The organism is Pseudomonas sp. THAF187a (assembly GCF_009363395.1).
Lineage (GTDB): Bacteria > Pseudomonadota > Gammaproteobacteria > Pseudomonadales > Pseudomonadaceae > Aquipseudomonas > Aquipseudomonas khazarica.
This window is the reverse complement of the sequence record NZ_CP045349.1, coordinates 5014817-5033922: the sequence shown is the minus strand read 5'-3', so window position 1 is coordinate 5033922 and position 19106 is coordinate 5014817. Positions and strand designations below refer to the sequence as shown.

General features: G+C 66.0%; 19 protein-coding genes and 1 pseudogene. 8 read left to right on the top strand and 12 right to left on the bottom strand.

What is annotated here, in order from left to right:
* Positions 1 to 118 precede the first annotated feature (118 nt).
* From FIV02_RS23520 to FIV02_RS23510, 3 genes are all read left to right on the top strand, one after another.
* Entirely contained in the window at positions 119 to 976 is an 858-nt protein-coding gene (locus FIV02_RS23520; RefSeq protein WP_152489950.1) for an NAD-dependent epimerase/dehydratase family protein, read from the top strand.
* A 2-nt stretch (positions 977 to 978) separates the two neighbouring features.
* Positions 979 to 1779: an AraC family transcriptional regulator gene (locus FIV02_RS23515; RefSeq protein ID WP_152489949.1), complete on the top strand. Its 801-nt coding sequence runs from the start codon at positions 979 to 981 to the stop codon at positions 1777 to 1779.
* Positions 1780 to 1847: 68 nt separating this feature from the next.
* Positions 1848 to 2471: a LysE family translocator gene (locus FIV02_RS23510; RefSeq protein ID WP_037051131.1), complete on the top strand. Its 624-nt coding sequence runs from the start codon at positions 1848 to 1850 to the stop codon at positions 2469 to 2471.
* A 13-nt stretch (positions 2472 to 2484) separates the two neighbouring features.
* Here FIV02_RS23510 and FIV02_RS23505 read toward each other — a convergent pair whose 3' ends face one another.
* The 6 genes from FIV02_RS23505 to FIV02_RS23480 form a co-directional block, all read right to left on the bottom strand.
* A complete protein-coding gene (locus FIV02_RS23505; RefSeq protein ID WP_152489948.1) occupies positions 2485 to 3222 on the bottom strand; it encodes a hypothetical protein in 738 nt (245 codons plus the stop codon).
* 55 nt (positions 3223 to 3277) lie between these two features.
* Positions 3278 to 3658: a RidA family protein gene (locus FIV02_RS23500; protein WP_037051135.1), complete on the bottom strand. Its 381-nt coding sequence runs from the start codon at positions 3656 to 3658 to the stop codon at positions 3278 to 3280.
* A gap of 68 nt (positions 3659 to 3726) precedes the next feature.
* The gene (gene spoT, locus FIV02_RS23495; protein ID WP_037051137.1) at positions 3727 to 5838 is read right to left on the bottom strand and encodes a bifunctional GTP diphosphokinase/guanosine-3',5'-bis pyrophosphate 3'-pyrophosphohydrolase; all 2112 of its coding nucleotides are present in this window, start codon (positions 5836 to 5838) and stop codon (positions 3727 to 3729) included.
* 60 nt (positions 5839 to 5898) lie between these two features.
* Positions 5899 to 6162 carry a DNA-directed RNA polymerase subunit omega gene (gene rpoZ, locus FIV02_RS23490; protein WP_037051139.1) on the bottom strand — a complete coding sequence of 88 codons (264 nt, stop codon included), beginning with the start codon at positions 6160 to 6162 and terminating at the stop codon, positions 5899 to 5901.
* 94 nt (positions 6163 to 6256) lie between these two features.
* Positions 6257 to 6874 (bottom strand): guanylate kinase, encoded by a 618-nt coding sequence (gmk, locus tag FIV02_RS23485; RefSeq protein ID WP_037051141.1) that lies wholly within the window; start codon positions 6872 to 6874, stop codon positions 6257 to 6259.
* A gap of 54 nt (positions 6875 to 6928) precedes the next feature.
* Complete coding sequence (locus tag FIV02_RS23480) at positions 6929 to 7792, bottom strand: YicC/YloC family endoribonuclease (RefSeq protein WP_152489947.1); 864 nt, start codon at positions 7790 to 7792, stop codon at positions 6929 to 6931.
* Positions 7793 to 7977: 185 nt separating this feature from the next.
* Here FIV02_RS23480 and rph point away from each other — a divergent pair, with 185 nt between their 5' ends.
* Both rph and FIV02_RS23470 read left to right on the top strand, forming a co-directional pair.
* A complete protein-coding gene (gene rph / locus FIV02_RS23475) occupies positions 7978 to 8697 on the top strand; it encodes a ribonuclease PH (protein ID WP_037051147.1) in 720 nt (239 codons plus the stop codon).
* A gap of 24 nt (positions 8698 to 8721) precedes the next feature.
* Positions 8722 to 9093 carry a DUF4870 domain-containing protein gene (locus tag FIV02_RS23470; protein WP_037051149.1) on the top strand — a complete coding sequence of 124 codons (372 nt, stop codon included), beginning with the start codon at positions 8722 to 8724 and terminating at the stop codon, positions 9091 to 9093.
* Between the two features lie 52 nt (positions 9094 to 9145).
* Here the strand turns inward: FIV02_RS23470 and FIV02_RS23465 are convergent, their stop codons facing one another.
* Positions 9146 to 9925, bottom strand: coding sequence for an exodeoxyribonuclease III (locus FIV02_RS23465; RefSeq protein WP_037051151.1), 780 nt, complete (start codon positions 9923 to 9925; stop codon positions 9146 to 9148).
* A gap of 80 nt (positions 9926 to 10005) precedes the next feature.
* On the opposite strand from FIV02_RS23465, the gene pyrE reads away from it, so the two are divergent.
* The gene (gene pyrE, locus FIV02_RS23460; RefSeq protein WP_037051153.1) at positions 10006 to 10647 is read left to right on the top strand and encodes an orotate phosphoribosyltransferase; all 642 of its coding nucleotides are present in this window, start codon (positions 10006 to 10008) and stop codon (positions 10645 to 10647) included.
* A gap of 20 nt (positions 10648 to 10667) precedes the next feature.
* Positions 10668 to 11270: a DUF4124 domain-containing protein gene (locus FIV02_RS23455; RefSeq protein ID WP_037051155.1), complete on the top strand. Its 603-nt coding sequence runs from the start codon at positions 10668 to 10670 to the stop codon at positions 11268 to 11270.
* A gap of 162 nt (positions 11271 to 11432) precedes the next feature.
* On the opposite strand, the gene argB is transcribed toward FIV02_RS23455, so the two are convergent.
* From argB to coaBC, 4 genes are read right to left on the bottom strand one after another with little or no spacing between them, the layout of a single operon-like run.
* Positions 11433 to 12338, bottom strand: a complete 906-nt coding sequence (gene argB / locus FIV02_RS23450; protein WP_037051158.1) for an acetylglutamate kinase — start codon at positions 12336 to 12338, stop codon at positions 11433 to 11435.
* A gap of 24 nt (positions 12339 to 12362) precedes the next feature.
* Positions 12363 to 14951, bottom strand: coding sequence for a phosphomannomutase/phosphoglucomutase (locus tag FIV02_RS25130; RefSeq protein WP_152489946.1), 2589 nt, complete (start codon positions 14949 to 14951; stop codon positions 12363 to 12365).
* A 37-nt stretch (positions 14952 to 14988) separates the two neighbouring features.
* Positions 14989 to 15444, bottom strand: coding sequence for a dUTP diphosphatase (gene dut, locus FIV02_RS23440; RefSeq protein ID WP_037051166.1), 456 nt, complete (start codon positions 15442 to 15444; stop codon positions 14989 to 14991).
* Positions 15445 to 15446: 2 nt separating this feature from the next.
* Positions 15447 to 16655 (bottom strand): bifunctional phosphopantothenoylcysteine decarboxylase/phosphopantothenate--cysteine ligase CoaBC, encoded by a 1209-nt coding sequence (gene coaBC / locus FIV02_RS23435; protein WP_152489945.1) that lies wholly within the window; start codon positions 16653 to 16655, stop codon positions 15447 to 15449.
* Between the two features lie 140 nt (positions 16656 to 16795).
* On the opposite strand from coaBC, the gene radC reads away from it, so the two are divergent.
* Positions 16796 to 17470 (top strand): DNA repair protein RadC, encoded by a 675-nt coding sequence (gene radC / locus FIV02_RS23430; RefSeq protein ID WP_152489944.1) that lies wholly within the window; start codon positions 16796 to 16798, stop codon positions 17468 to 17470.
* A gap of 9 nt (positions 17471 to 17479) precedes the next feature.
* On the opposite strand, the pseudogene FIV02_RS23425 reads toward radC, so the two are convergent.
* Positions 17480 to 19057 (bottom strand): annotated as a pseudogene (locus FIV02_RS23425) (ABC transporter substrate-binding protein).
* Positions 19058 to 19106 lie beyond the last annotated feature (49 nt).

The following is a 19106-nucleotide window of genomic DNA, read 5'->3' as shown; positions in this document are numbered from 1 at the left end:
GGCCGGCTGCCAGCGCGAGCCTGCTTTCCAGCTGTTGCGGCCGGGCGCTGACGGCCTCGCCGAGGCGCCTGAGCGGCCTGTTACACTGCGCCTTCGCCTAAACGTCATGGAGAAGAGCATGTCCGCACCTAACAGTCTGCTGATCGTCGGTTGTGGCGATGTCGGTAGCCGCCTTGGGCAGCGCATGGCCGACGCTGGCTGGCGCGTGCTGGGGATGCGCCGCAACGTCGCGGCCCTGCCGGCCGGCATCGAGCCGGTGGCCGGTGATCTGCACGCGGACCCGTGCCCGGCGGAATGGCCACGGCAGCCCCTGGACTACCTGGTCTACTGCGCCGCCGCCACCCAGCATGACGAGGCCGGCTATCGCGCTGCCTACGTCGACGGGCTGCGTCGCACCCTGGGTTGGCTGGCGCTGCATGGACAGCGCCCACGGCGCATCCTGTTCGCCTCCAGCAGTGGCGTCTATGGCCAGCAGGAGGGCGAGTGGATCGATGAGGACTCCCCGGCCGAGGCGCAGAGCTATTCGGCGCTGATCATGCGCGAGGCCGAGCGCGTCGCCCTCGACAGCGGCCTGCCGGCGACCGCCGTGCGCCTGACCGGTCTCTACGGGCCGGGCCGGCAGTGGCTGCTGAGCCAGGTGCGTGATGGCTATCGCGTCAGCGAGACGCCGCCGCTGTATGGCAACCGTATCCATGTCGACGATGCCGCCGGGCTGCTCGCGACGCTGTTGCAGGCAGACGCCGCCGGCACGCCGCTGGCCGATCTCTATCTAGGCGTCGACGATGAGCCCGCCGCGCTGCATGAGGTGGTGGCCTGGCTGCGTGAGCGCCTGGGTGTCAGCCACTGGAGCGACGAGCAGCGTGTCCGGCGTGCCGGCAGCAAGCGTTGCAGCAACGCTCGCGCCCGGGCCCTGGGCTGGGCACCGCAGTACCCCAGTTACCGCGAGGGCTACGCGGCGATGTTGCAGGACGCCTGAGGTTGGCCGGTAACCGCTTGCTGGCCAGGCCCTGGTTGCCGGGTGTGGAGCTGTTCCACGCCGATTTTTCCGGGCAGGCGTTCGGTCGCCACAGCCACGACGCCTTCGCCGTCGGCGCCATCGTGCAGGGCGTCGGCGGGTATCAGTGCCGGGGGCAGCGCTATGCCCTGCCGGCCGGCACCCTGTCGCTGATGAACCCCGAGGAGCCGCACACCGGGCATGCCGAGTCGGCGCGGGTGGTCTATCGCATGCTCTATGTCGAAGAGGCGCGCCTGCCCGCGCTGCTCGGGCGCAAGCGCCTGCCCGAGGGGTTTCGCGAGCTCAATCCGGCCGATGATGGCCAGGTGGCGGCCGGGCTCGCGCGACTGGCGAGTGCCTTCGAGCACAGCGACGCGCTGACCCTGGAAAGCGAGCTGCTGGCGCTGCTCGAGCAGGTGTTCGTCCGCCATGGTGGCCTGCGCGCGGTGCGTGCCGCGCCACGCGACGGTGGCATGACGGCCTGGGTGCGAGACTATCTGGAGGCGCATCACGCGCAGGCGGTCAGCCTGGATGAACTGGCCCGTCTGGTGCAGCGCCATCCGCGGCACCTGATCGAGGCCTTTCGTCGTGCCTACGGCGTACCGCCGCACACCTACCTGCTGCAGCGCCGGGTGCGTGAAGCCAAGCGCCTGCTGTTGCGCGAGCAGACGCCCGTGGAGGTGGCGCTGGGCCTCGGCTTCTGCGATCAGGCGCATTTCTCCGCGACCTTCAAGCGCTTCACCGGCGTCACGCCGGGCCAGTTCCGGCGCCTTGCCGCGACCTGAGTTTTCTTCAAGACCGCAGCGCCGGGCTCCCCGGAAACTGACCTCCATTGCCAAGGAGGTCGTCTCTCATGCTCGCGCTGTTCGCCCTGGTCGCCAGTACCCACTTTGCCGCCTTGCTGTCGCCGGGGCCGGACTTCTTCCTGCTGATTCGCACCGCGCTGAGCCAGGGGCGCCGCCAGGCGGACGGGTGCGCCGCCGGCATCGCCCTGGCCAATCTGCTGAGCATGTTGCTGGTGCTGCTGGCGCTGCAGGCACTGCCCGGGCAGGGTGGGCCGTTCTGGAGGGTGCTGCAGCTGGTCGGTGGGGTCTACTTCGCCTGGATCGGCGTGCAGGCGCTGCTGTCGCGGCGCGACCTGCACCTGCCGGACGCCGCGCAGGTGGCGCTGGGCAGCTGGACGCGGGGGCTGCGCCAGGGGCTGCTGGCCAGCAGCCTGAATCCCAAGCTGCCGCTGTTCTACGCGGGGTTGTTCGGTGTCCTGCGCGAAGCCGCCATGCCGAGCTGGGGCCTGCTCCTGGCCATGCTGTGGATGACCCTGGTGGTCTGGGGCTGGGACCTGGCCCTGGTACGCCTGCTGGCCTATCCGCGCTGGCGCAGCTGGCTGCAGCAGCGGGTGCGCTGGCTGGACCGCGGGTGCGGGGCGCTGCTGTCGCTGCTGGGGGTGTCGCTGGTGCTGGGCGGGCTGCTCGACTAACCCGCCGCCCGGTTCATGGTTGCCGGCGCTTGAGCAGCCAGCGCTGCGGGCCTGGCTGGTACTCGGGCATCTCGTCGAACTGGGCACGGTTCTGTGCTTCGAAGATGCGCAACTGGTTGCCTTCATGGACGAACAGCCAGGGGCTGCCCTGGTCGCCCGCCTGGAGCCAGAGGCTGTCGTTCTCACCGCTCATGGCCGCGCAATCACCGGCCAGGCACAGGGCGAAACGCTCGGCGCCGGGTAGTCCTTCGACCTGGCCGTCGACCTGGAAGCGCACCAGGCCACCCTGGCCGATGCCTTCCTCGATCAGCCAGTCGCCACCCAGGTAGTCACGGTACAGGGCCTGCTCGAAGTGGCTGCCCAGTGGTGCCGGGCCTTCCTTGCTGTCGACGCGGGTGAACTGCTGTTCGGGCCAGTACTCGCTGGCCACCTGCACCAGTTGGCCATCCTCGACGCTGAGCCGCTCTTGGTAGTCGCCGTAGAAGGTGACCTGCCAGCGGCCTTCGCCGGAGGCCTGCAGCCTGCCTTCTGCCAGCTCGAAACCGTTGCTGTAGCTGGCTTGTCGCTGCGCCGGGTCGATCTGCCATTCCAGGTTCGGGCCATAGGCGAGCAGGGCTTCGCGCAGGCGCCCGCTGGCGCTGGCCGCATCGATGGCTGCCTGGTTGATCCAGGTTCCGCTGGGGTCGTTGTTCGGTGTGCTGGCGCAGCCGGCCAGCAGGGCGCTGGCTAACAACAGAGCTGTCAGACGCATGGTGATCTCCATGCAGGGGGGGAGAAGGGCGGGGCCGTGCGCCCCGCCTCGGGACTTATTCCAGAACCAGAATAGCGTCCATTTCCACCTGCGAGCCACGCGGCAGGGCGGCAACGCCGATGGCGGCGCGTGCCGGGTAGGGCTGCTCGAAGTAGCGACCCATGATCTCGTTGACCTTGGCGAAGTGCGAGAGGTCGGTGAGGAAGATGTTCAGCTTGACGATGTCCTTGAACGAACCACCGGCGGCTTCAGCCACGGCCTTGAGGTTCTCGAACACCTGCACGGTCTGGGCCTCGAAGCCTTCGACCAGTTCCATGCTCACCGGGTCCAGCGGGATCTGCCCGGACATGTAGACGGTGTTGCCGGCCTTGATGGCCTGGGAGTAGGTGCCGATGGCGGCGGGGGCCTTGTCGCTGCTGATGACGGTCTTGCTCATGAATCGCTCCTTGTGAGAACTGGCTGGGTCGAGCACCCAGCCTACAGGCTGGAAATGGGTGGATTGTGTCAGGCACGCACCCGAGTGATACGCATCACGCCCTTGAGCGCACGCAACTTCTTGATCACCCGGGCCAGGTGCACGCGGTCATGCACGCTGATCACCAGTTGCACGACGCTGATGCGCCCGTCGCGTTCGTCCATGCCGATCTTCTCGATGTTGCCATCGGCGGCATTGACGCTGCTGGCCAGCAGGGCGATCAGGCCGCGCTGGTGCTCCAGTTCGACGCGCAGTTCGACATTGAATTCGCCGGTGACATCCTTGGCCCAGTTGAGCTGGATGCATTTTTCCGGGTTGTGGCGAATGTCGGCGATGTTCCGGCAGCTTTCCATGTGCACCACCATGCCCTTGCCGGCGGACAGGTAGCCGACGATGGGGTCGCCCGGAATCGGCGTGCAGCACTTGGCGTAGCTCATCACCAGACCTTCGGTGCCGCGAATCGCCAGCGGCCCTTCGCTGCTGGGCAGGGCGTCGTCGCTGCTCTCGGCGAGCAGACGGCGGGCGACCACGTAGGCCATGCGGTTGCCCAGGCCGATGTCTTCGAGCAGGTCCTCGATGACCTCCTGGCGGTATTCGCCCAGCACGGTCTGGATGCGCTCGGCGCTGATCTTCTCCAGGTGCGTGTCGAAGCTGGCCAGCACCTTGTTCAGCAGGCGTTCGCCGAGGCTGATGGACTCGGAGCGGCGCTGCTGCTTGAGCGCATGGCGGATGTGCGTGCGCGCCTTGCCGGTGACCACGAAATTGAGCCAGGCCGGGTTCGGCCGGGCGCCCGGGGCAGTGACGATTTCCACCGTCGAGCCGCTTTCCAGGGCTTGCGACAGCGGCGCCAGGCGGCGGTTGATGCGGCAGGCGATGCAGGTATTGCCGACGTCGGTGTGCACCGCGTAGGCGAAGTCGACCGCCGTGGAGCCTTTCGGCAGCTCCATGATGCGGCCCTTGGGCGTGAACACGTAGACCTCGTCCGGGAACAGGTCGATCTTCACGCTCTCGATGAATTCCAGCGAGTTGCCGGCGCGTTGCTGCAATTCCAGCACGCCCTTGACCCACTGCCGCGCACGGGCGTGGTTACCCTTGGGCGCCTCGTCCTCGCTGGACTTGTACAGCCAGTGTGCGGCGATGCCGTTGTTGGCCATCTCTTCCATCTCGCGGGTGCGGATCTGGATCTCGATGGGCACGCCGTGCATGCCGAACAGCGTGGTGTGCAGCGACTGGTAGCCGTTGGCCTTGGGAATCGCGATGTAGTCCTTGAAGCGGCCGGGCAGGGGCTTGTACAGGTTGTGCACGGCGCCGAGCACGCGGTAGCAGGTGTCGACCTTGTCGACGATGATGCGGAAGGCATAGACGTCCATGATCTCGTTGAACGCCTTACGCTTGCCGCGCATCTTCTGGTAGATGCTGTAGAGGTGCTTCTCGCGGCCGATGACTTCGCCTTCCATGCCCTCGTGCTGCAGGCAGAGCTGGATCGACTCCTCGATCTTGGCGACGATTTCCTTGCGGTTGCCCCGGGCGCGGCGCACGGCGGCGCGGATGCGCTCGGAACGCATCGGGTGCATGGCCTTGAAACCGAGGTCCTCGAACTCCACGCGCATGGCGTGCATGCCCAGGCGGTTGGCGATGGGCGCGTAGATTTCCAGGGTTTCCTTGGCGATGCGCCGGCTCTTCTCGTGCGGCATGGCATCGAGGGTGCGCATGTTGTGCAGGCGGTCGGCGAGCTTGACCAGGATCACGCGAATGTCGCGGGCCATGGCCATGGCCATCTTCTGGAAGTTCTCGGCCTGGGCCTCGGCCTTGGTCTCGAAGTTCATCTGGGTCAGCTTGCTGACCCCGTCGACCAGTTCGGCCACGGTTTCGCCGAACTGCGCGTTGAGCGCTTCCTTGGCGATGCCGGTGTCTTCGATGACGTCGTGCAGCATGGCGGCCATCAGGCTCTGATGGTCCATGTGCATGTCGGCGAGGATGCTGGCCACGGCCAGCGGATGGGTCACGTAGGCTTCGCCACTGCGGCGGCGTTGGCCATCGTGCGCCTGTTCGGCGTAGAAATAGGCTCGGCGGACCAGGTTGACCTGGTCATGGCCGAGGTAGGTCGAAAGCCGATCGGCGAGAGCGTCTATGCCAGCCATGGGACGCTCCCCGTATGACTGGCCTCGTGCTGCGAGCGACTTCGACCCGGCATCATCGACTTACAGAGGCTCGTTGGCCTCTTCCTCGAAGGCAGCGAACAGCGGCTCTTCTTCAACGATGTCTTCCTGGGCGACGATCTCGGCATCGACCAGGCCGGCAGCGATTTCGCGCAGGGCGACGACGGTCGGCTTGTCGTTTTCCCAAGCGACCTTCGGCTCCTTGCCGCCGGTGGCCAGTTGGCGCGAACGCTTGGTCGCGAGCATGACCAGTTCGAAGCGGTTATCAACGTTGTCCAGGCAATCTTCGACGGTAACGCGAGCCATGGTGTTCCTCGTAACGTGTGCGGATAAGCTTGGCCCGAGCGGGCGAGCGGACTGAATAGTCTAAAAAATCACCAGCGACAATGGAAGCGCTGTTTTACGCCAGCAGTTCGCTGAGCAGGCCGGCATGGCGTTGTTGCTGCTGCGATTGCGCCAGCTGGTTGCAACGGAAGATCGCCTTGAGGTCGCTCAGGGCATGGTTGAAATCGTCGTTGATCACCAGGTAGTCGTACTCGACGTAGTGGCTCATCTCGCTGACGGCCTCGCGCATGCGCCGCTCGATGGTCTCGCCGCTGTCCTGGCCGCGGTTGGTCAGGCGATGGCGCAAGGCTTCCTGGGTCGGCGGCAGGATGAAGATGGACTTGGCCTGCGGCATCAGCTTGCGCACCTGCTGGGCGCCCTGCCAGTCGATTTCCAGAATCAGGTCGAAGCCCTCGGCCAGGGTCTGCTCGACCCACTTCTGCGAGGTGCCGTAGAAGTTGTCGAAGACCTGTGCGTGTTCGAGAAACTCGCTGCGCTCGATCATGGCGGTGAACTGGGCATGCTCGACGAAGTGATAGTTCACCCCGTCCTGCTCGCCCGGGCGCATGGCGCGGGTGGTGTGCGAAACCGAGACGCGAATCTGCACCTCGCTGTCGATCAGGGCCTTGACCAGGCTGGTCTTGCCGGCGCCGGAGGGTGCGGAAACGATGTAGAGGGTGCCGGTGGTGGCCATGAAAGCGATCCTGGGAAAAGCGTTGAACGAAAGATAGCAGCCGTGTGGCTGACGTTACTCGATATTCTGCACCTGCTCGCGCATCTGCTCGATGAGCACCTTCAGGTTCACCGCAGCCTGCGTGCTGCGCGGGTCGAAGGCCTTGGAACCGAGGGTGTTGGCTTCGCGGTTGAGTTCCTGCATCAGGAAGTCCAGGCGTCGCCCGGCAGCGCTGCCGGCCTTGAGTACGCGGCGCACTTCGCTGACGTGGGTGCTGAGACGGTCGAGCTCTTCGGCAACGTCGCTCTTTTGCGCCAGCAGCACCAGTTCCTGCTCCAGACGTTGCGGGTCGAGCTCGGCCTGCATCTCGGCGAAGCGCGTCTCGATCTTGGTGCGCTGGCCGGCGAGCATCTGCGGGACCAGTTCGCGCAGGGCGGCGACCTCGTCGAGAATGGCGTCGAGGCGATCAGCCAGCAGCTTGGCCAGTTCGGCGCCCTCGCGGGCACGGCCGGCCTTGAGGTCGCCGAGGGCTTCGGCGAACAGGCTGAGGGCGGCGGCGTTGAGGGCCTGCGGGTCGGCCGAGTCGGCGACCAGCACGCCGGGCCAGGCCAGCACTTCCAGCGGGTTGAGCGGGGCGGGCTGCTGAATCAGCGCGGCGACCTGCTCCGCGGCGGCGATCAGCTGGCGTGCGCGCTCGCTGTCGACCTGCAGCTGCTTGTCGGTCGCCTCTTCGGCGAAGCGCAGGGTGCATTCCACCTTGCCGCGCGACAGCCCCTGGCGCAGCGCGTCGCGCACGGCGCCTTCGAGGTCGCGGAAGGCTTCCGGCAGGCGCAGGTGCGGCTCCAGGTAGCGATGATTGACCGAGCGCAGTTCCCAGCTCAGGGTGCCGTGGGCGGTCGCCTGCTCGTTGCGGGCAAAGGCCGTCATGCTGTGAACCATGGGAGTACCTCGCGGGATTCGGCTCGAAAAACGCAGGATTGTAGCCCAGGGGGCGTGCCCATTTCATGCCCGGCTGATCCGCCGGGGCGGGCCTGCCGGCTGCCGCTGCCAATTCGGCATGTCGTCCTGCTCTGTGGCCCCCTATAATGCGTGCTGTTTTCACTTAATGAAGTAGGTATCGCTCGATGAAACGTCCCAGTGGCCGCGCCGCCGATCAGTTGCGCTCGATTCGCATCACCCGCAACTACACCAAGCACGCCGAAGGCTCGGTCCTGGTGGAGTTCGGCGATACCAAGGTGATCTGCACCGTCAGCGTCGAGTCCGGCGTGCCGCGCTTCCTCAAGGGGCAGGGCCAGGGCTGGCTGACCGCCGAGTACGGCATGCTGCCACGCGCCACCGGCGACCGTAACCAGCGCGAGGCCAGCCGTGGCAAGCAGGGCGGCCGTACCCTGGAAATCCAGCGCCTGATCGGCCGCTCGCTGCGCGCCGCGCTGGACATGAGCAAGCTGGGTGAGAACACCCTGTATGTCGATTGCGACGTGATCCAGGCCGACGGTGGTACCCGTACCGCCTCGATCACCGGTTCCATGGTGGCGCTGATCGATGCGCTGAAGGTGCTGAAGAAGCGTGGCTCGCTGAAGGGCGAGCCGCTCAAGCAGATGATCGCCGCAGTGTCGGTCGGCATCTACCAGGGCGAGCCGGTGCTGGACCTGGACTACCTGGAAGACTCGGCCGCCGAGACCGACCTCAACGTGGTGATGACCGACGCGGGCGGCTTCATCGAGGTGCAGGGCACCGCCGAAGGCGCGCCTTTCCAGCCGGACGAGTTCAATGCCATGCTGGCCCTGGCGCAGAAGGGCATGAACGAAATCTTCGAGCTGCAGAAAGCCGCGCTGGCCGACTGATCTTCCCGAGCAAGGAGCACCCAGATGAACGATGAACTGCAGAATCCGCTTCCGACCCCCAGTCAGGAGGCCCGTCAGTGGGCGATGTTCTGTCACTTCGCTGCATTTCTCGGGCTGGTGTTCCCCTTCGGCAATCTGCTCGGCCCGCTGATCCTCTGGCAGGTGAAGAAGGACCTGGACCCGTTCGTCGATGAGCAGGGCAAGGAGGCGCTGAACTTCCAGATCAGCGTCGCCCTGGCCGCCGTGGTGTGCTTCATCCTGATGGTGGTGGTGATCGGCTTCCCGCTGCTCATGCTGCTGGGGCTGGCGGCTCTGGTGCTGACCATCATCGCCGGGATCAAGGCCAACGAGGGGCAGTCCTACCGCTATCCCTTCAGCTGGCGCCTGGTGAAGTAGGCGAGCACGCAGCAAAAAGCCGGCTAAATGCCGGCTTTTTCATGCCTTGCGCTCAGACGCTGAGAATCCAGTCGTAGTCGACGATCAGCGGCGCATGCTGGGAAAAGCGCGGCTGGCGCGGCAGGCGCGCGCTGCGCACGCTGCGACGCATGCCCGGGGTCAGCAGCTGGTAGTCGAAGCGATAGCCCAGGTTGAGCATCTCCGCCTGTTCGTTGTCCGGCCACCAGCTGAACTGATCGCCTTCGCGGCTGACTTCACGCAGGGCGTCGACGTAGCCCATGGTGCCGATCACCTCGTCCATCCAGGCGCGCTCGGGCGCAAGGAATCCAGGAGTCTGCTGGCAGTCGCGCCAGTTCTTCACGTCCAGCTTCTGGTGAGCGACATGCAGCGAACCGCAGTAGATGTACTCGCGGCGCTTGCGGCGTTGCTTGTCCAGATAATGGGTGAAGTCGTCCATGAACTTGAATTTCTGATTCAAGCTCTCGTCCCCGTCCCGACCCGAAGGCAGGAGCAGGGTGGCAATACTTACCTTGTCGAAATCGGCCTGCAGGTAGCGCCCGTAGCGATCGGCCATTTCAAAGCCGAGGCCGCTGATCACCGCCTTGGGTTGCAACCGCGAATAAAGCGCCACGCCACCTTGGCTGGGCACTTCACCGTCGCATGCATAGAGGAAATAACCATCCAGTTGGAAGGCTTGGTCGTCCAGTTCAAAGGCGGAGGCACGGGTGTCTTGCAGGCAGATCACGTCGGCATTCTGGGCTTGCAGCCAGCTGAGCAATCCACGCTCGGCCGCAGCCTGAATACCATTCACGTTCACACTGATGATCCGCATAAATGGCCCCCAAAAACACGTGCGTGTATGATACCCGAGCTCACCTCATTTAGCTAAATCCGTGCCGTCCGGGACTTTTCATGCAAACGTACCAGCGTGATTTCATTCGCTTTGCCATCGAACGCGGTGTTCTGCGTTTCGGCCAGTTCACTCTCAAATCCGGGCGCACCAGTCCTTATTTCTTCAATGCCGGCCTGTTCGACAGCGGCCTGGCCCTGGCCCAGCTCGGGCGCTTCTATGCGGCGGCCATCGTCGACAGCGGCATCGACTTCGACGTGCTGTTCGGCCCGGCCTACAAGGGTATTCCGCTGGCCGCGACCACGGCGGTCGCGCTGGCCGAGCATCATGGCCGTGATCTGCCCTGGTGCTTCAACCGCAAGGAAGCCAAGGATCATGGCGAGGGCGGCACGCTGGTCGGTGCACCGCTGGAAGGGCGGGTGCTGATCGTCGACGATGTGATCACCGCCGGCACCGCCATCCGCGAAGTGATGCAGATCATCCAGGGCCAGGGCGCCCAGGCGGCCGGTACGCTGATCGCGCTGAACCGCCAGGAGCGTGGCCAGGGCGAGCTTTCTGCGATCCAGGAGGTCGAACGCGACTTCGCCATGCCGGTAGTGAGCATCGTGTCACTACAACAGGTACTGGAATATCTGGCAGGGGATGCTGAACTGAAGCAATATCTCCCGGCTGTCGAAGCCTATCGCGCCGAGTACGGAATCTAGCCCTAGCACAAGGTCGTTCTATGTCTGCACCGCTCCTGACCCGCTGTACGCTGCTGTTGAGCTTGCTACTGCCGCTGTCCGGAGTGGCTGCCGAGCTTTACCGCTACGTCGACGACAAGGGTGTCACGGTGCTCAGCCGTCAGGGCGTGCCGCCCGAGTTCATCGGCAAGGGCTACGAGGTGCTGAACGACCAGGGGCGTGTGGTGCGGGTGATTCCGCCGGCGCCGACGGCCGAAGAGTTCGCCCGCATGCAGGCCGAAAAGGTGCGCGCCAGCAATGACGCGAAGCTGCTGCGTCTCTATACCAACCTCAACGACGTCGACCGTGCCCGCGAGCGCAAGCTGGCGGAGCTCGACAGTGTCACCAACGTGGCGCGCGGCAATCTGCAGTCGGTGCGCACGCAGCAGGCCAACCTGCAGAGCCAGGCCGCCGAGCATGAGCGTGCAGGTCGGCAGGTGCCGGAAAACCTGCTGGCGCAGATCAACAACCTCAAGGAAGAGCAGCAGCGGCTGCAGCGCGACATTGCCCGCTACAAGGAGGCGCGTGGCCGCGCCGAAGCCGGTTTCGCCGCAGATCGTGCACGCCTGGCCGAGCTGTTCGGCGAGCCGCAGAGCAAGCCGTAGGCGCTGAGGTTTCCCGTGCCCCCGTGGGGGTAATCGGAACCTGTGGCGATGCCGCTTCAGGGCTGCCAGGGCGTGGTGCCTGCCTGACCCGTCCCCGACCTATGGACACCCTCTCCCGCAGGCAGGAGAGGGGCATCAGCAAGCCGCGAGCGCGGCTGGCTTTCAGGGGCGCTTGCGGTTGCTGATCATGGTGCCGTTGCCAATATCGGTGAAGATCTCCAGCAACACGGCATTCGGTACGCGACCATCGATGATGTGCGAGCTGGTCACGCCACCCTGCACCGCCTCCAGGGCGCACTTGATCTTCGGCAGCATGCCGCCGTAGATGGTGCCGTCGGCAATCAGTTCGTTGACCTGCTCGGTGGTCAGGCCGGTAAGCACGTCGCCCTGCTTGTTCATCAGGCCGGCGATGTTGGTCAGCAGCATCAGTTTCTCGGCTTTCAGCGCCTCGGCCACCTTGCCGGCCACCAGGTCGGCATTGATGTTGTAGGACTCGCCGTCCGGGCCGACGCCGATGGGCGCGATGACCGGGATGAAGTCACCCTTGACCAGCATGTTCAGCAGGTCGGTGTTGACCCCGGTGACCTCGCCGACATGACCGATATCGATGATCTCCGGCTGGGTCATCTCCGGGGTCTGGCGGCTGACCTTGAGCTTGCGCGCGCGGATCAGGCAGGCGTCCTTGCCGGTCAGGCCGATGGCGCTGCCGCCATGCTGGTTGATCAGGTTGACGATGCTCTTGTTAACCTGGCCGCCCAGGACCATTTCCACCACGTCCATGGTCGCGGTGTCGGTGACGCGCATGCCGTCGATGAAGTGGCTCTCGATGGACAGGCGCTTGAGCAGGTCGCCGATCTGCGGGCCGCCGCCGTGCACGACCACCGGGTTGATGCCGACGGCCTTCATCAGCACGATGTCCCGGGCGAACCCCTGCTTGAGCTCCTCGCTTTCCATGGCGTTGCCGCCGTACTTGATCACCAGGGTCTTGCCGACGAAGCGGCGGATATAGGGCAGGGCTTCGGACAGTACCTTGGCAACCTGGGCGGCGGCGTCACGCTCGAGGGTCATGCGGGGGCTCCTGGAACTAATCGATCAAAAGGGCAGTTGCAGGTCGGGGGCGACCTTGTGCAGCTGGTTGCGGAACACATCCTGAATCCGCTCCAGCTCTTCCTGGGTGTCGGCCTCGAAGCGTAGCACCAGCACCGGCGTGGTGTTGGAGGCGCGGATCAGGCCCCAGCCCTTGGGATAGTCGACGCGCACGCCATCGATGCTGGTGAGATTGGCCTCGCCCCACTGGCCTTCACGCTGCAGGCGCTCGATCAGCGGGAACTTGCTCTGCTCGGTCACCTGGATGTTGATTTCCGGCGTGGAGATGTCGCTCGGGAAGGCGCTGAACACCAGCTCGGCTTCGCGCTTGTCGAGGCTGAGGATTTCCAGCAGGCGCGCGGCGCTGTAGATGCCGTCGTCGAAACCGAACCAGCGCTCCTTGAAGAAGATGTGGCCGCTCATCTCGCCGGCGAGCAGGGCGCCGGTTTCCTTCATCTTCTTCTTGATCAGCGAGTGGCCGGTTTTCCACATCACCGGACGACCGCCATAGCCGCTGATCAGCGGGGTCAGGCGACGGGTGCACTTGACGTCGAAGATGATGTCGGCGCCCGGGTTGCGCGATACCACGTCCTTGGCGAACAGCATCAGCAGGCGGTCAGGGTAGACGATGTTGCCGGTATTGGTGACCACGCCAACGCGGTCGCCATCGCCATCGAAGGCCAGGCCGAGATCGGCGTTTTCCGCTTTCACGCGGGCGATCAGGTCCTTGAGGTTCTCCGGCTTGCCCGGGTCCGGGTGGTGGTTGGGGAAGGTGCCGTCCACTTCGCAGTACAGCGGGATCACGCTGCAGCCGAGGGCTTCGATCAGTTGCGGGGCGATCACGCCGGCCGCGCCGTTACCGCAGTCGACCACCACGCGCAGCGGCTTGGCCAGGGCGATGTCGTCACGGATGGTCTTGAAGTAGCGCTGCAGCACGTCGACCTGCTGCACGGTGCCCACGCCGCTGGCCAGGTCGTTGTCGTCCAGGCGGGTCTTCAGCGCCTGGATCTGCTCGTTGGCCAGGGTGTCGCCGGCGATGATGATCTTGAAGCCGTTGTAGTCCGGCGGGTTGTGGCTGCCGGTGAGCATCACGGCCGAGCGCCCTTCCAGCACGTTGGCGGCGAAATACACCACCGGGGTCGGCACCATGCCGATATCGGTCACTTCGCAACCGCAGTCGAGCAGGCCCTGTACCAGCTGTTGCAGCAGTTCCGGGCCGGAGAGGCGGCCGTCACGGCCGACGATGACCTTGGGTTCGCCCTGGGCCAGGCTCTGCGAGCCGATGGCACGGCCGATCCAGTAGGCGTACTCGGCGGTCAGGGTGTCACCCACCACGCCGCGGATGTCGTAGGCGCGGAAGATGTCGGCGGGGAGTTTCGGGGCGCTTTGGCTAGTCGTCATTGCGGGGTTCTGCTCCAGTCCCAGGAGATCCTGGTCTTCGTCGAGAATGTCGATATCGAGGATATCGGTGTCCTGGAACAGCGGGTCGACCAACTCTGCGGGCTTGGCAGCGGGCGGAGCGGCGGGAGCCGCAGCTGTTCCTTTAGCGGGTGTGGTACTGCCTTCAGGGCTGCTGCGACGCGGCAGCCGGGCCAGGCTCTGAGCCAGGGCATCGAGTGCTGGCACGCTGAGGCTGAAGGCTTTGACGTTTTTGCCGGCGGAGAGTTCTTTGAGCATTTGCCCGAGTTGCCTGGCGTCGCCGTTGACCTGGCGTTGCAGGCCGCCGCGTACCAGGATCAGGCCGATGACCGCGCCGCCGAGGGCGAGCAGGGCGGCCAGGGCCAGCATCAGCGGAGGAATGCTGCCCTGCACCAGGCCTGGGCCGGGGGTGAAGGTGACTTTCCAGTAGGGATTGCCGGTGGCGAAGGTCTGGGCGTTGCCGTTGCCCGGCTGGCCACGCTGCAGCAGCACCTGCGCCGGGGTGTTGGCGAACTGCTGCACCAGCTGCAACTGGCCATACTCGGCCGGCAGCGGCGGTAGTGCCGCGAGCAGGCGTTGCAGATCGAACGCCAGCAGCAGGGTGCCCTGGGCCGGCTGGGTCTCGCTCATGCGCAAGGTTGCCGCGCTGTAGGCCAGCCAGCGCTGGCCGACCCGATAGGCTTCGATGGCGGGTTGCTGGCCGCTCTCGGCGCGGCGCAGCATGTCCAGCCCGGCGAAGTTCATGGGGGCTGCGCGGCTGGTGTTTTGCACGGCTTCGCCACGCCGGTTGAGATGGGCATCGATGACGCCATCCCAGTAGCCCAGGCGCCGTTCGGCCTCGCTGACCTGCAGGCTGTCGCCGCTCTGCAGGGCCTGCAGCAGTTCGGGGTTGCGCGCAGCGGACAGGCTGTCGGCCTGCATCTGCTTGAGTGCCTGCTGCACCGCAGCGGCCTGGCTGCTGCCGATGGCCTGGGTCAGCTCGGCCTGGCGGGCCTGGTCACCGCTGCTCTGGACGAACCAGAGCAGCGCGCCGCCGGCGCCCACGCCGATCAGCGTGGCCAGCAAGCCGGGCAGCAATGGGCCCAGGGCCGGCGCCGGCGCCTTGCTCCTGGTCTTCTCCGGCACGATGGCGGCGGAGGTGTCGGCTTCCTTGGCGTTGCGCTTGAAGAGTTTCACGTGGGTGCTCCTCGGCGGATCGTCCTGTGGGAAAGGGTCAGTGGCTGCCAGAGTGGCCGAAGCCGCCCGAGCCGCGTTGGGTTTCGTCGAACTGCTCGACTAGCTCGAAGTGCGCCTGCACCACAGGCACCAGCACCAGCTGCGCGATACGCTCGCCGATCGCGATGGTGAACGGCGTCTGGCCGCGGTTCCAGCACGACACCATCAGCTCGCCCTGGTAGTCCGAGTCGATCAGGCCGACCAGGTTGCCCAGCACGATGCCGTGCTTGTGGCCCAGGCCCGAGCGCGGCAGGATCATCGCGGCCAGGCCCGGGTCGCCGATGTAGATCGACAGGCCGGTCGGGATCAGGACGGTCTGGCCCGGCTCGAGGACGATGTCCTCCTTGAGCATGGCGCGCAGGTCGAGGCCGGCGGAGCCCGGGGTGGCGTATTGCGGCAGGGGGAATTCCTGGCCGAGGCGAGGATCGAGGATCTTGGCTTGCAGAGCGTGCATGGTCAGTTCTTGTTCAAACGGTCGGCGATGAGTGTGATCAACTGGCGGGCGATCTTGCCCTTGCTGGTCTGGGCAAAGCTGGTTTGCTGCAGCTCGCGGTCGATCACGGTGATGGCGTTCTCTTCACTATTGAAGCCGATGCTGGGGTTGGCCACATCGTTGGCGACGATCAGGTCGAGATTCTTGTCGCGCAGCTTGCGCGAGGCGTATTCGAGCAGGTTCTCGGTTTCCGCGGCGAAGCCCACGCTGAACGGGCGGTCTTCGCGACCCGCGATGGTGGCGAGGATATCCGGGTTGCGCACCATTTGCAGGAGCATCCCCTCGCCACTGCTGGGGTCTTTCTTCAATTTGTGCTGCGCGACCACTTCCGGGCGGTAATCGGCCACGGCGGCGGCGGCGATCAGCACGTCGCAGGGCATCGCAGCTTCGCAGGCGGCGAGCATGTCGCGGGCACTGACCACATCGATCCGGCTGACCCGGTCCGGCGTCGGCAGGTGCACCGGGCCGCTGACCAGGGTGACCCTGGCGCCGGCTTCGGCGGCGGCCTCGGCCAGGGCGAAGCCCATCTTGCCGGAGCTGTGGTTGGTGATGTAACGCACCGGGTCGATGTTTTCCTGGGTCGGGCCGGCGGTGATCAGGATGTGCAGGCCGTCCAGCGCCTGACGCTCGAAGCAGTCGGCGGTCAGGTTGGCGAGGTCGTTCGGTTCGAGCATGCGGCCCAGGCCGACGTCGCCGCAGGCCTGGCTGCCGGATGCGGGGCCGAACAGGCGCATGCCGCGCTGTTGCAGCAGGTCGAGATTGGCCTGGGTGGCGGCGTCGCGCCACATCGCCTGATTCATCGCCGGCGCCAGGGCGATCGGGGCGTCGGTGGCCAGCACCAGGGTGGTCAGCAGGTCGTTGGCGATGCCCTGGGCCAGGCGGGCCATGAGGTCGGCGGTGGCCGGGGCGATGAGGATCAGGTCGGCCCAGCGTGCCAGTTCGATATGGCCCATCGCCGCTTCGGCGGCCGGGTCGAGCAGGTCGAGATGGACGGGGTGCCCGGAAAGCGCCTGCAGGGTCAGCGGCGTGATGAACTCGCGGCCGCCCTGGGTCATTACCACGCGGACTTCGGCGCCCTGATCCTTGAGTCGGCGAACCAGCTCGGCGCTCTTGTAGGCGGCAATACCGCCCCCCACGCCGACGATGATGCGTTTGCGATACAGCCGCTGCATAGGCTTGCCTTTTATATACCGGTGGATGTGCGCCACGTGACCAACGCCTCCCCAGGCCGGTCCCGTGTAAAAAGATGGGCTACGATAGCACAGCGCCCGCAGCGGAACAGCGGGCGCCTGGCTCGACATGGAGGTGTTCGATGAGCATTCGCGACTGGCCCGCGGCGGAGCGTCCGCGGGAGAAATTGCTGGAGCAGGGCGCTGCTGCGCTGACCGATGCCGAACTGCTGGCGATCTTCCTGCGCACGGGGGTTGCCGGCTGCAGTGCGGTGGACCTGGCGCGGCGCCTGCTTGCCGAGTTCGGCAGCCTGCGGGCCTTGCTGGAGGCGGAGTTGCCTGACTTCAGTCAGCACCTCGGCCTGGGACCGGCCAAGTACGCGCAGCTGCAGGCGGTGCTGGAGATGGCCAGACGGCATCTGGCCGAGCGTCTACGCCGTGATTCGGCGCTGGAGAGTCCGCAGGTGGTGCGCGACTACCTCAAGGCGCAGTTGCGCCACGAGTTGCACGAGGTGTTCGGCTGCCTGTTCCTCGATGCCAAGCATCGCGTGCTGGCGTTCGAGGTGCTGTTCCGTGGCGGCATCGACAGCGCCAGCGTCCACCCCCGGCAGGTGGTCAGGCGTGCGCTGGCCAACAACGCGGCGGCGGTCATTCTCACCCACAATCACCCGTCTGGCGTTTCCGATCCCAGCGAGGCCGACCGTGTGCTGACCCGGCGCCTCAAGGACGCGCTGGCGCTGGTGGAGGTGCGGGTGCTCGACCACTTCATCGTCGGCGATGGCGAGCCGCTGTCGATGGCCGAGCAGGGGTGGATGTAGCCCGGCCGGTCAGCGGGCCAGGCTGACTCTGGCGAAGTCCTGCCGGCCGAACGGGCTGACCCGGTAGCCCTCGACCTTGGCGTCGAGCAGGGCGAAGGCCGTGGGGTGGGCCAGCGGCAGCCACAGCGCCTACTGCTGGATGATCGCCTGCGCCTGGTGATAGAGGCGGCTGCGTTCGGCCTGGTCGCTGTGGGTCTTGCCGTCGGCGATCAGCTGGTCCAGGTCCTTGTCGCAGTAGCGTGCGAAGTTGAGGCCGGACTCGACCGAGGCGCAGGCGAATTGCGGGGTGAGGAAGTTGTCCGGATCGCCGTTGTCGCCGGCCCAGCCCATGAACAGCAGATCGTGCTCGCCGGCCTTGGCACGGCGGATCAGCTCGCCCCATTCGATCACGCGAATCTCGGCGTCGATGCCGACCTTGGCCAGATCCGCCTGCAGTAGCTGGGCGCCGAGGCTGGGGTTGGGGTTGAGCAGGCTGCCGCTCGGGCGGGTCCAGATGGTGGTCTTGAAGCCGTCCGCCAGGCCGGCTTCGGCCAGCAGGGCACGGGCGCGCTCCGGCTCATGGGCGTAGCCGGGCAGCTCGCGGGCGTAGCTCCAGGTGTTCGGCGGGTAGGGGCCGTTGGCCGGCTCGGCGCTGCCTTCGAACACGGCCTTGACGTAGCTGGCCTTGTCGAACGCCAGGTTGATCGCCTGGCGGACCTGCGGCTTGTCCAGCGGCGGGTGCTGGCTGTTGATACCGACGAAGGCGGTCATGAAGGCAGCGGTCTGGGCACTCTTGAGCTTGGCGTCGCCGGCGATGGCCTGGACGTCCTGAGGCTTCGGCGACAGGGCGATCTGGCATTCGCCGCGGCGCAGCTTCTGCAGGCGCACGTTGCTGTCCGGGGTGATGGCGAAGATCACCCGGTCCATGGCGGGCTTGCCGGCAAAATATTCCGGGTTGGCGCGGTAGCGCACGGCGGCGTCCTTCTGGAAACGTTCGAAGACGAAGGGGCCGGTGCCGATGGGCGCGCTGTTGAGCTTCTCCGGTGTGCCCGCCGCCAGCAGTTGCTCGGCATATTCCGCCGGGTAGATGGAGGCGAAGCCCATGCTCAGGGTGGCCAGGAAGGTGGCGTCGCGGCGGCTCAGGGTGATGCGCACGCTGTGTGCGTCCGGCGCCTCGACCCTGGCGATCAGGCTCGGCCACTGCATCGATTGCGCATGCGGATAGCCGCTGACGGCGACCGCGTGCCAGGGATGCTGGTCGTCGAGCATGCGCTGGAAGCTGAACACCACGTCCCGGGCATCGAGGTTGCGGCTGGGGGTGAAGGCGGCGCTGTGGTGAAAATGCACGTCATCGCGCAACTGGAAGTCGTAGACCAGTCCGTCCGCCGAGATCGACCAGCTGCGCGCCAGGCTCGGCAGCAGCTTGCCCTGCACGGCGTCGAACTCCACCAGGCGGTTCATCAGCATGTCGGCCGATGCATTGGTGGTGGTCAGCGAGTTGTACTGCACCACGTCGAAACCTTCCGGGCTGGCTTCGGTGCACACGCTGAGGGTCGCGGCCTGGGCAAGGATCGGGGTGCACAGCAGAGTGGCGAGCAGCAGGCGCATGGTTGGCTCCATTCCTAGCGTGGATGACAAGCTTGCAACCCTAGTCGAT

Coding starts and splice junctions, on each gene's coding strand:
- FIV02_RS23520 (WP_152489950.1), top strand. CDS start 119: ATGTCCGCACCTAACAGTCTGCTGATCGTCGGTTGTGGCGATGTCGGT.
- FIV02_RS23510 (WP_037051131.1), top strand. CDS start 1,848: ATGCTCGCGCTGTTCGCCCTGGTCGCCAGTACCCACTTTGCCGCCTTG.
- FIV02_RS23505 (WP_152489948.1), bottom strand. CDS start 3,222: ATGCGTCTGACAGCTCTGTTGTTAGCCAGCGCCCTGCTGGCCGGCTGC.
- FIV02_RS23500 (WP_037051135.1), bottom strand. CDS start 3,658: ATGAGCAAGACCGTCATCAGCAGCGACAAGGCCCCCGCCGCCATCGGC.
- spoT (WP_037051137.1), bottom strand. CDS start 5,838: ATGGCTGGCATAGACGCTCTCGCCGATCGGCTTTCGACCTACCTCGGC.
- rpoZ (WP_037051139.1), bottom strand. CDS start 6,162: ATGGCTCGCGTTACCGTCGAAGATTGCCTGGACAACGTTGATAACCGC.
- gmk (WP_037051141.1), bottom strand. CDS start 6,874: ATGGCCACCACCGGCACCCTCTACATCGTTTCCGCACCCTCCGGCGCC.
- FIV02_RS23480 (WP_152489947.1), bottom strand. CDS start 7,792: ATGGTTCACAGCATGACGGCCTTTGCCCGCAACGAGCAGGCGACCGCC.
- rph (WP_037051147.1), top strand. CDS start 7,978: ATGAAACGTCCCAGTGGCCGCGCCGCCGATCAGTTGCGCTCGATTCGC.
- FIV02_RS23470 (WP_037051149.1), top strand. CDS start 8,722: ATGAACGATGAACTGCAGAATCCGCTTCCGACCCCCAGTCAGGAGGCC.
- FIV02_RS23465 (WP_037051151.1), bottom strand. CDS start 9,925: ATGCGGATCATCAGTGTGAACGTGAATGGTATTCAGGCTGCGGCCGAG.
- pyrE (WP_037051153.1), top strand. CDS start 10,006: ATGCAAACGTACCAGCGTGATTTCATTCGCTTTGCCATCGAACGCGGT.
- FIV02_RS23455 (WP_037051155.1), top strand. CDS start 10,668: ATGTCTGCACCGCTCCTGACCCGCTGTACGCTGCTGTTGAGCTTGCTA.
- argB (WP_037051158.1), bottom strand. CDS start 12,338: ATGACCCTCGAGCGTGACGCCGCCGCCCAGGTTGCCAAGGTACTGTCC.
- dut (WP_037051166.1), bottom strand. CDS start 15,444: ATGCACGCTCTGCAAGCCAAGATCCTCGATCCTCGCCTCGGCCAGGAA.
- coaBC (WP_152489945.1), bottom strand. CDS start 16,655: ATGCAGCGGCTGTATCGCAAACGCATCATCGTCGGCGTGGGGGGCGGT.
- radC (WP_152489944.1), top strand. CDS start 16,796: ATGAGCATTCGCGACTGGCCCGCGGCGGAGCGTCCGCGGGAGAAATTG.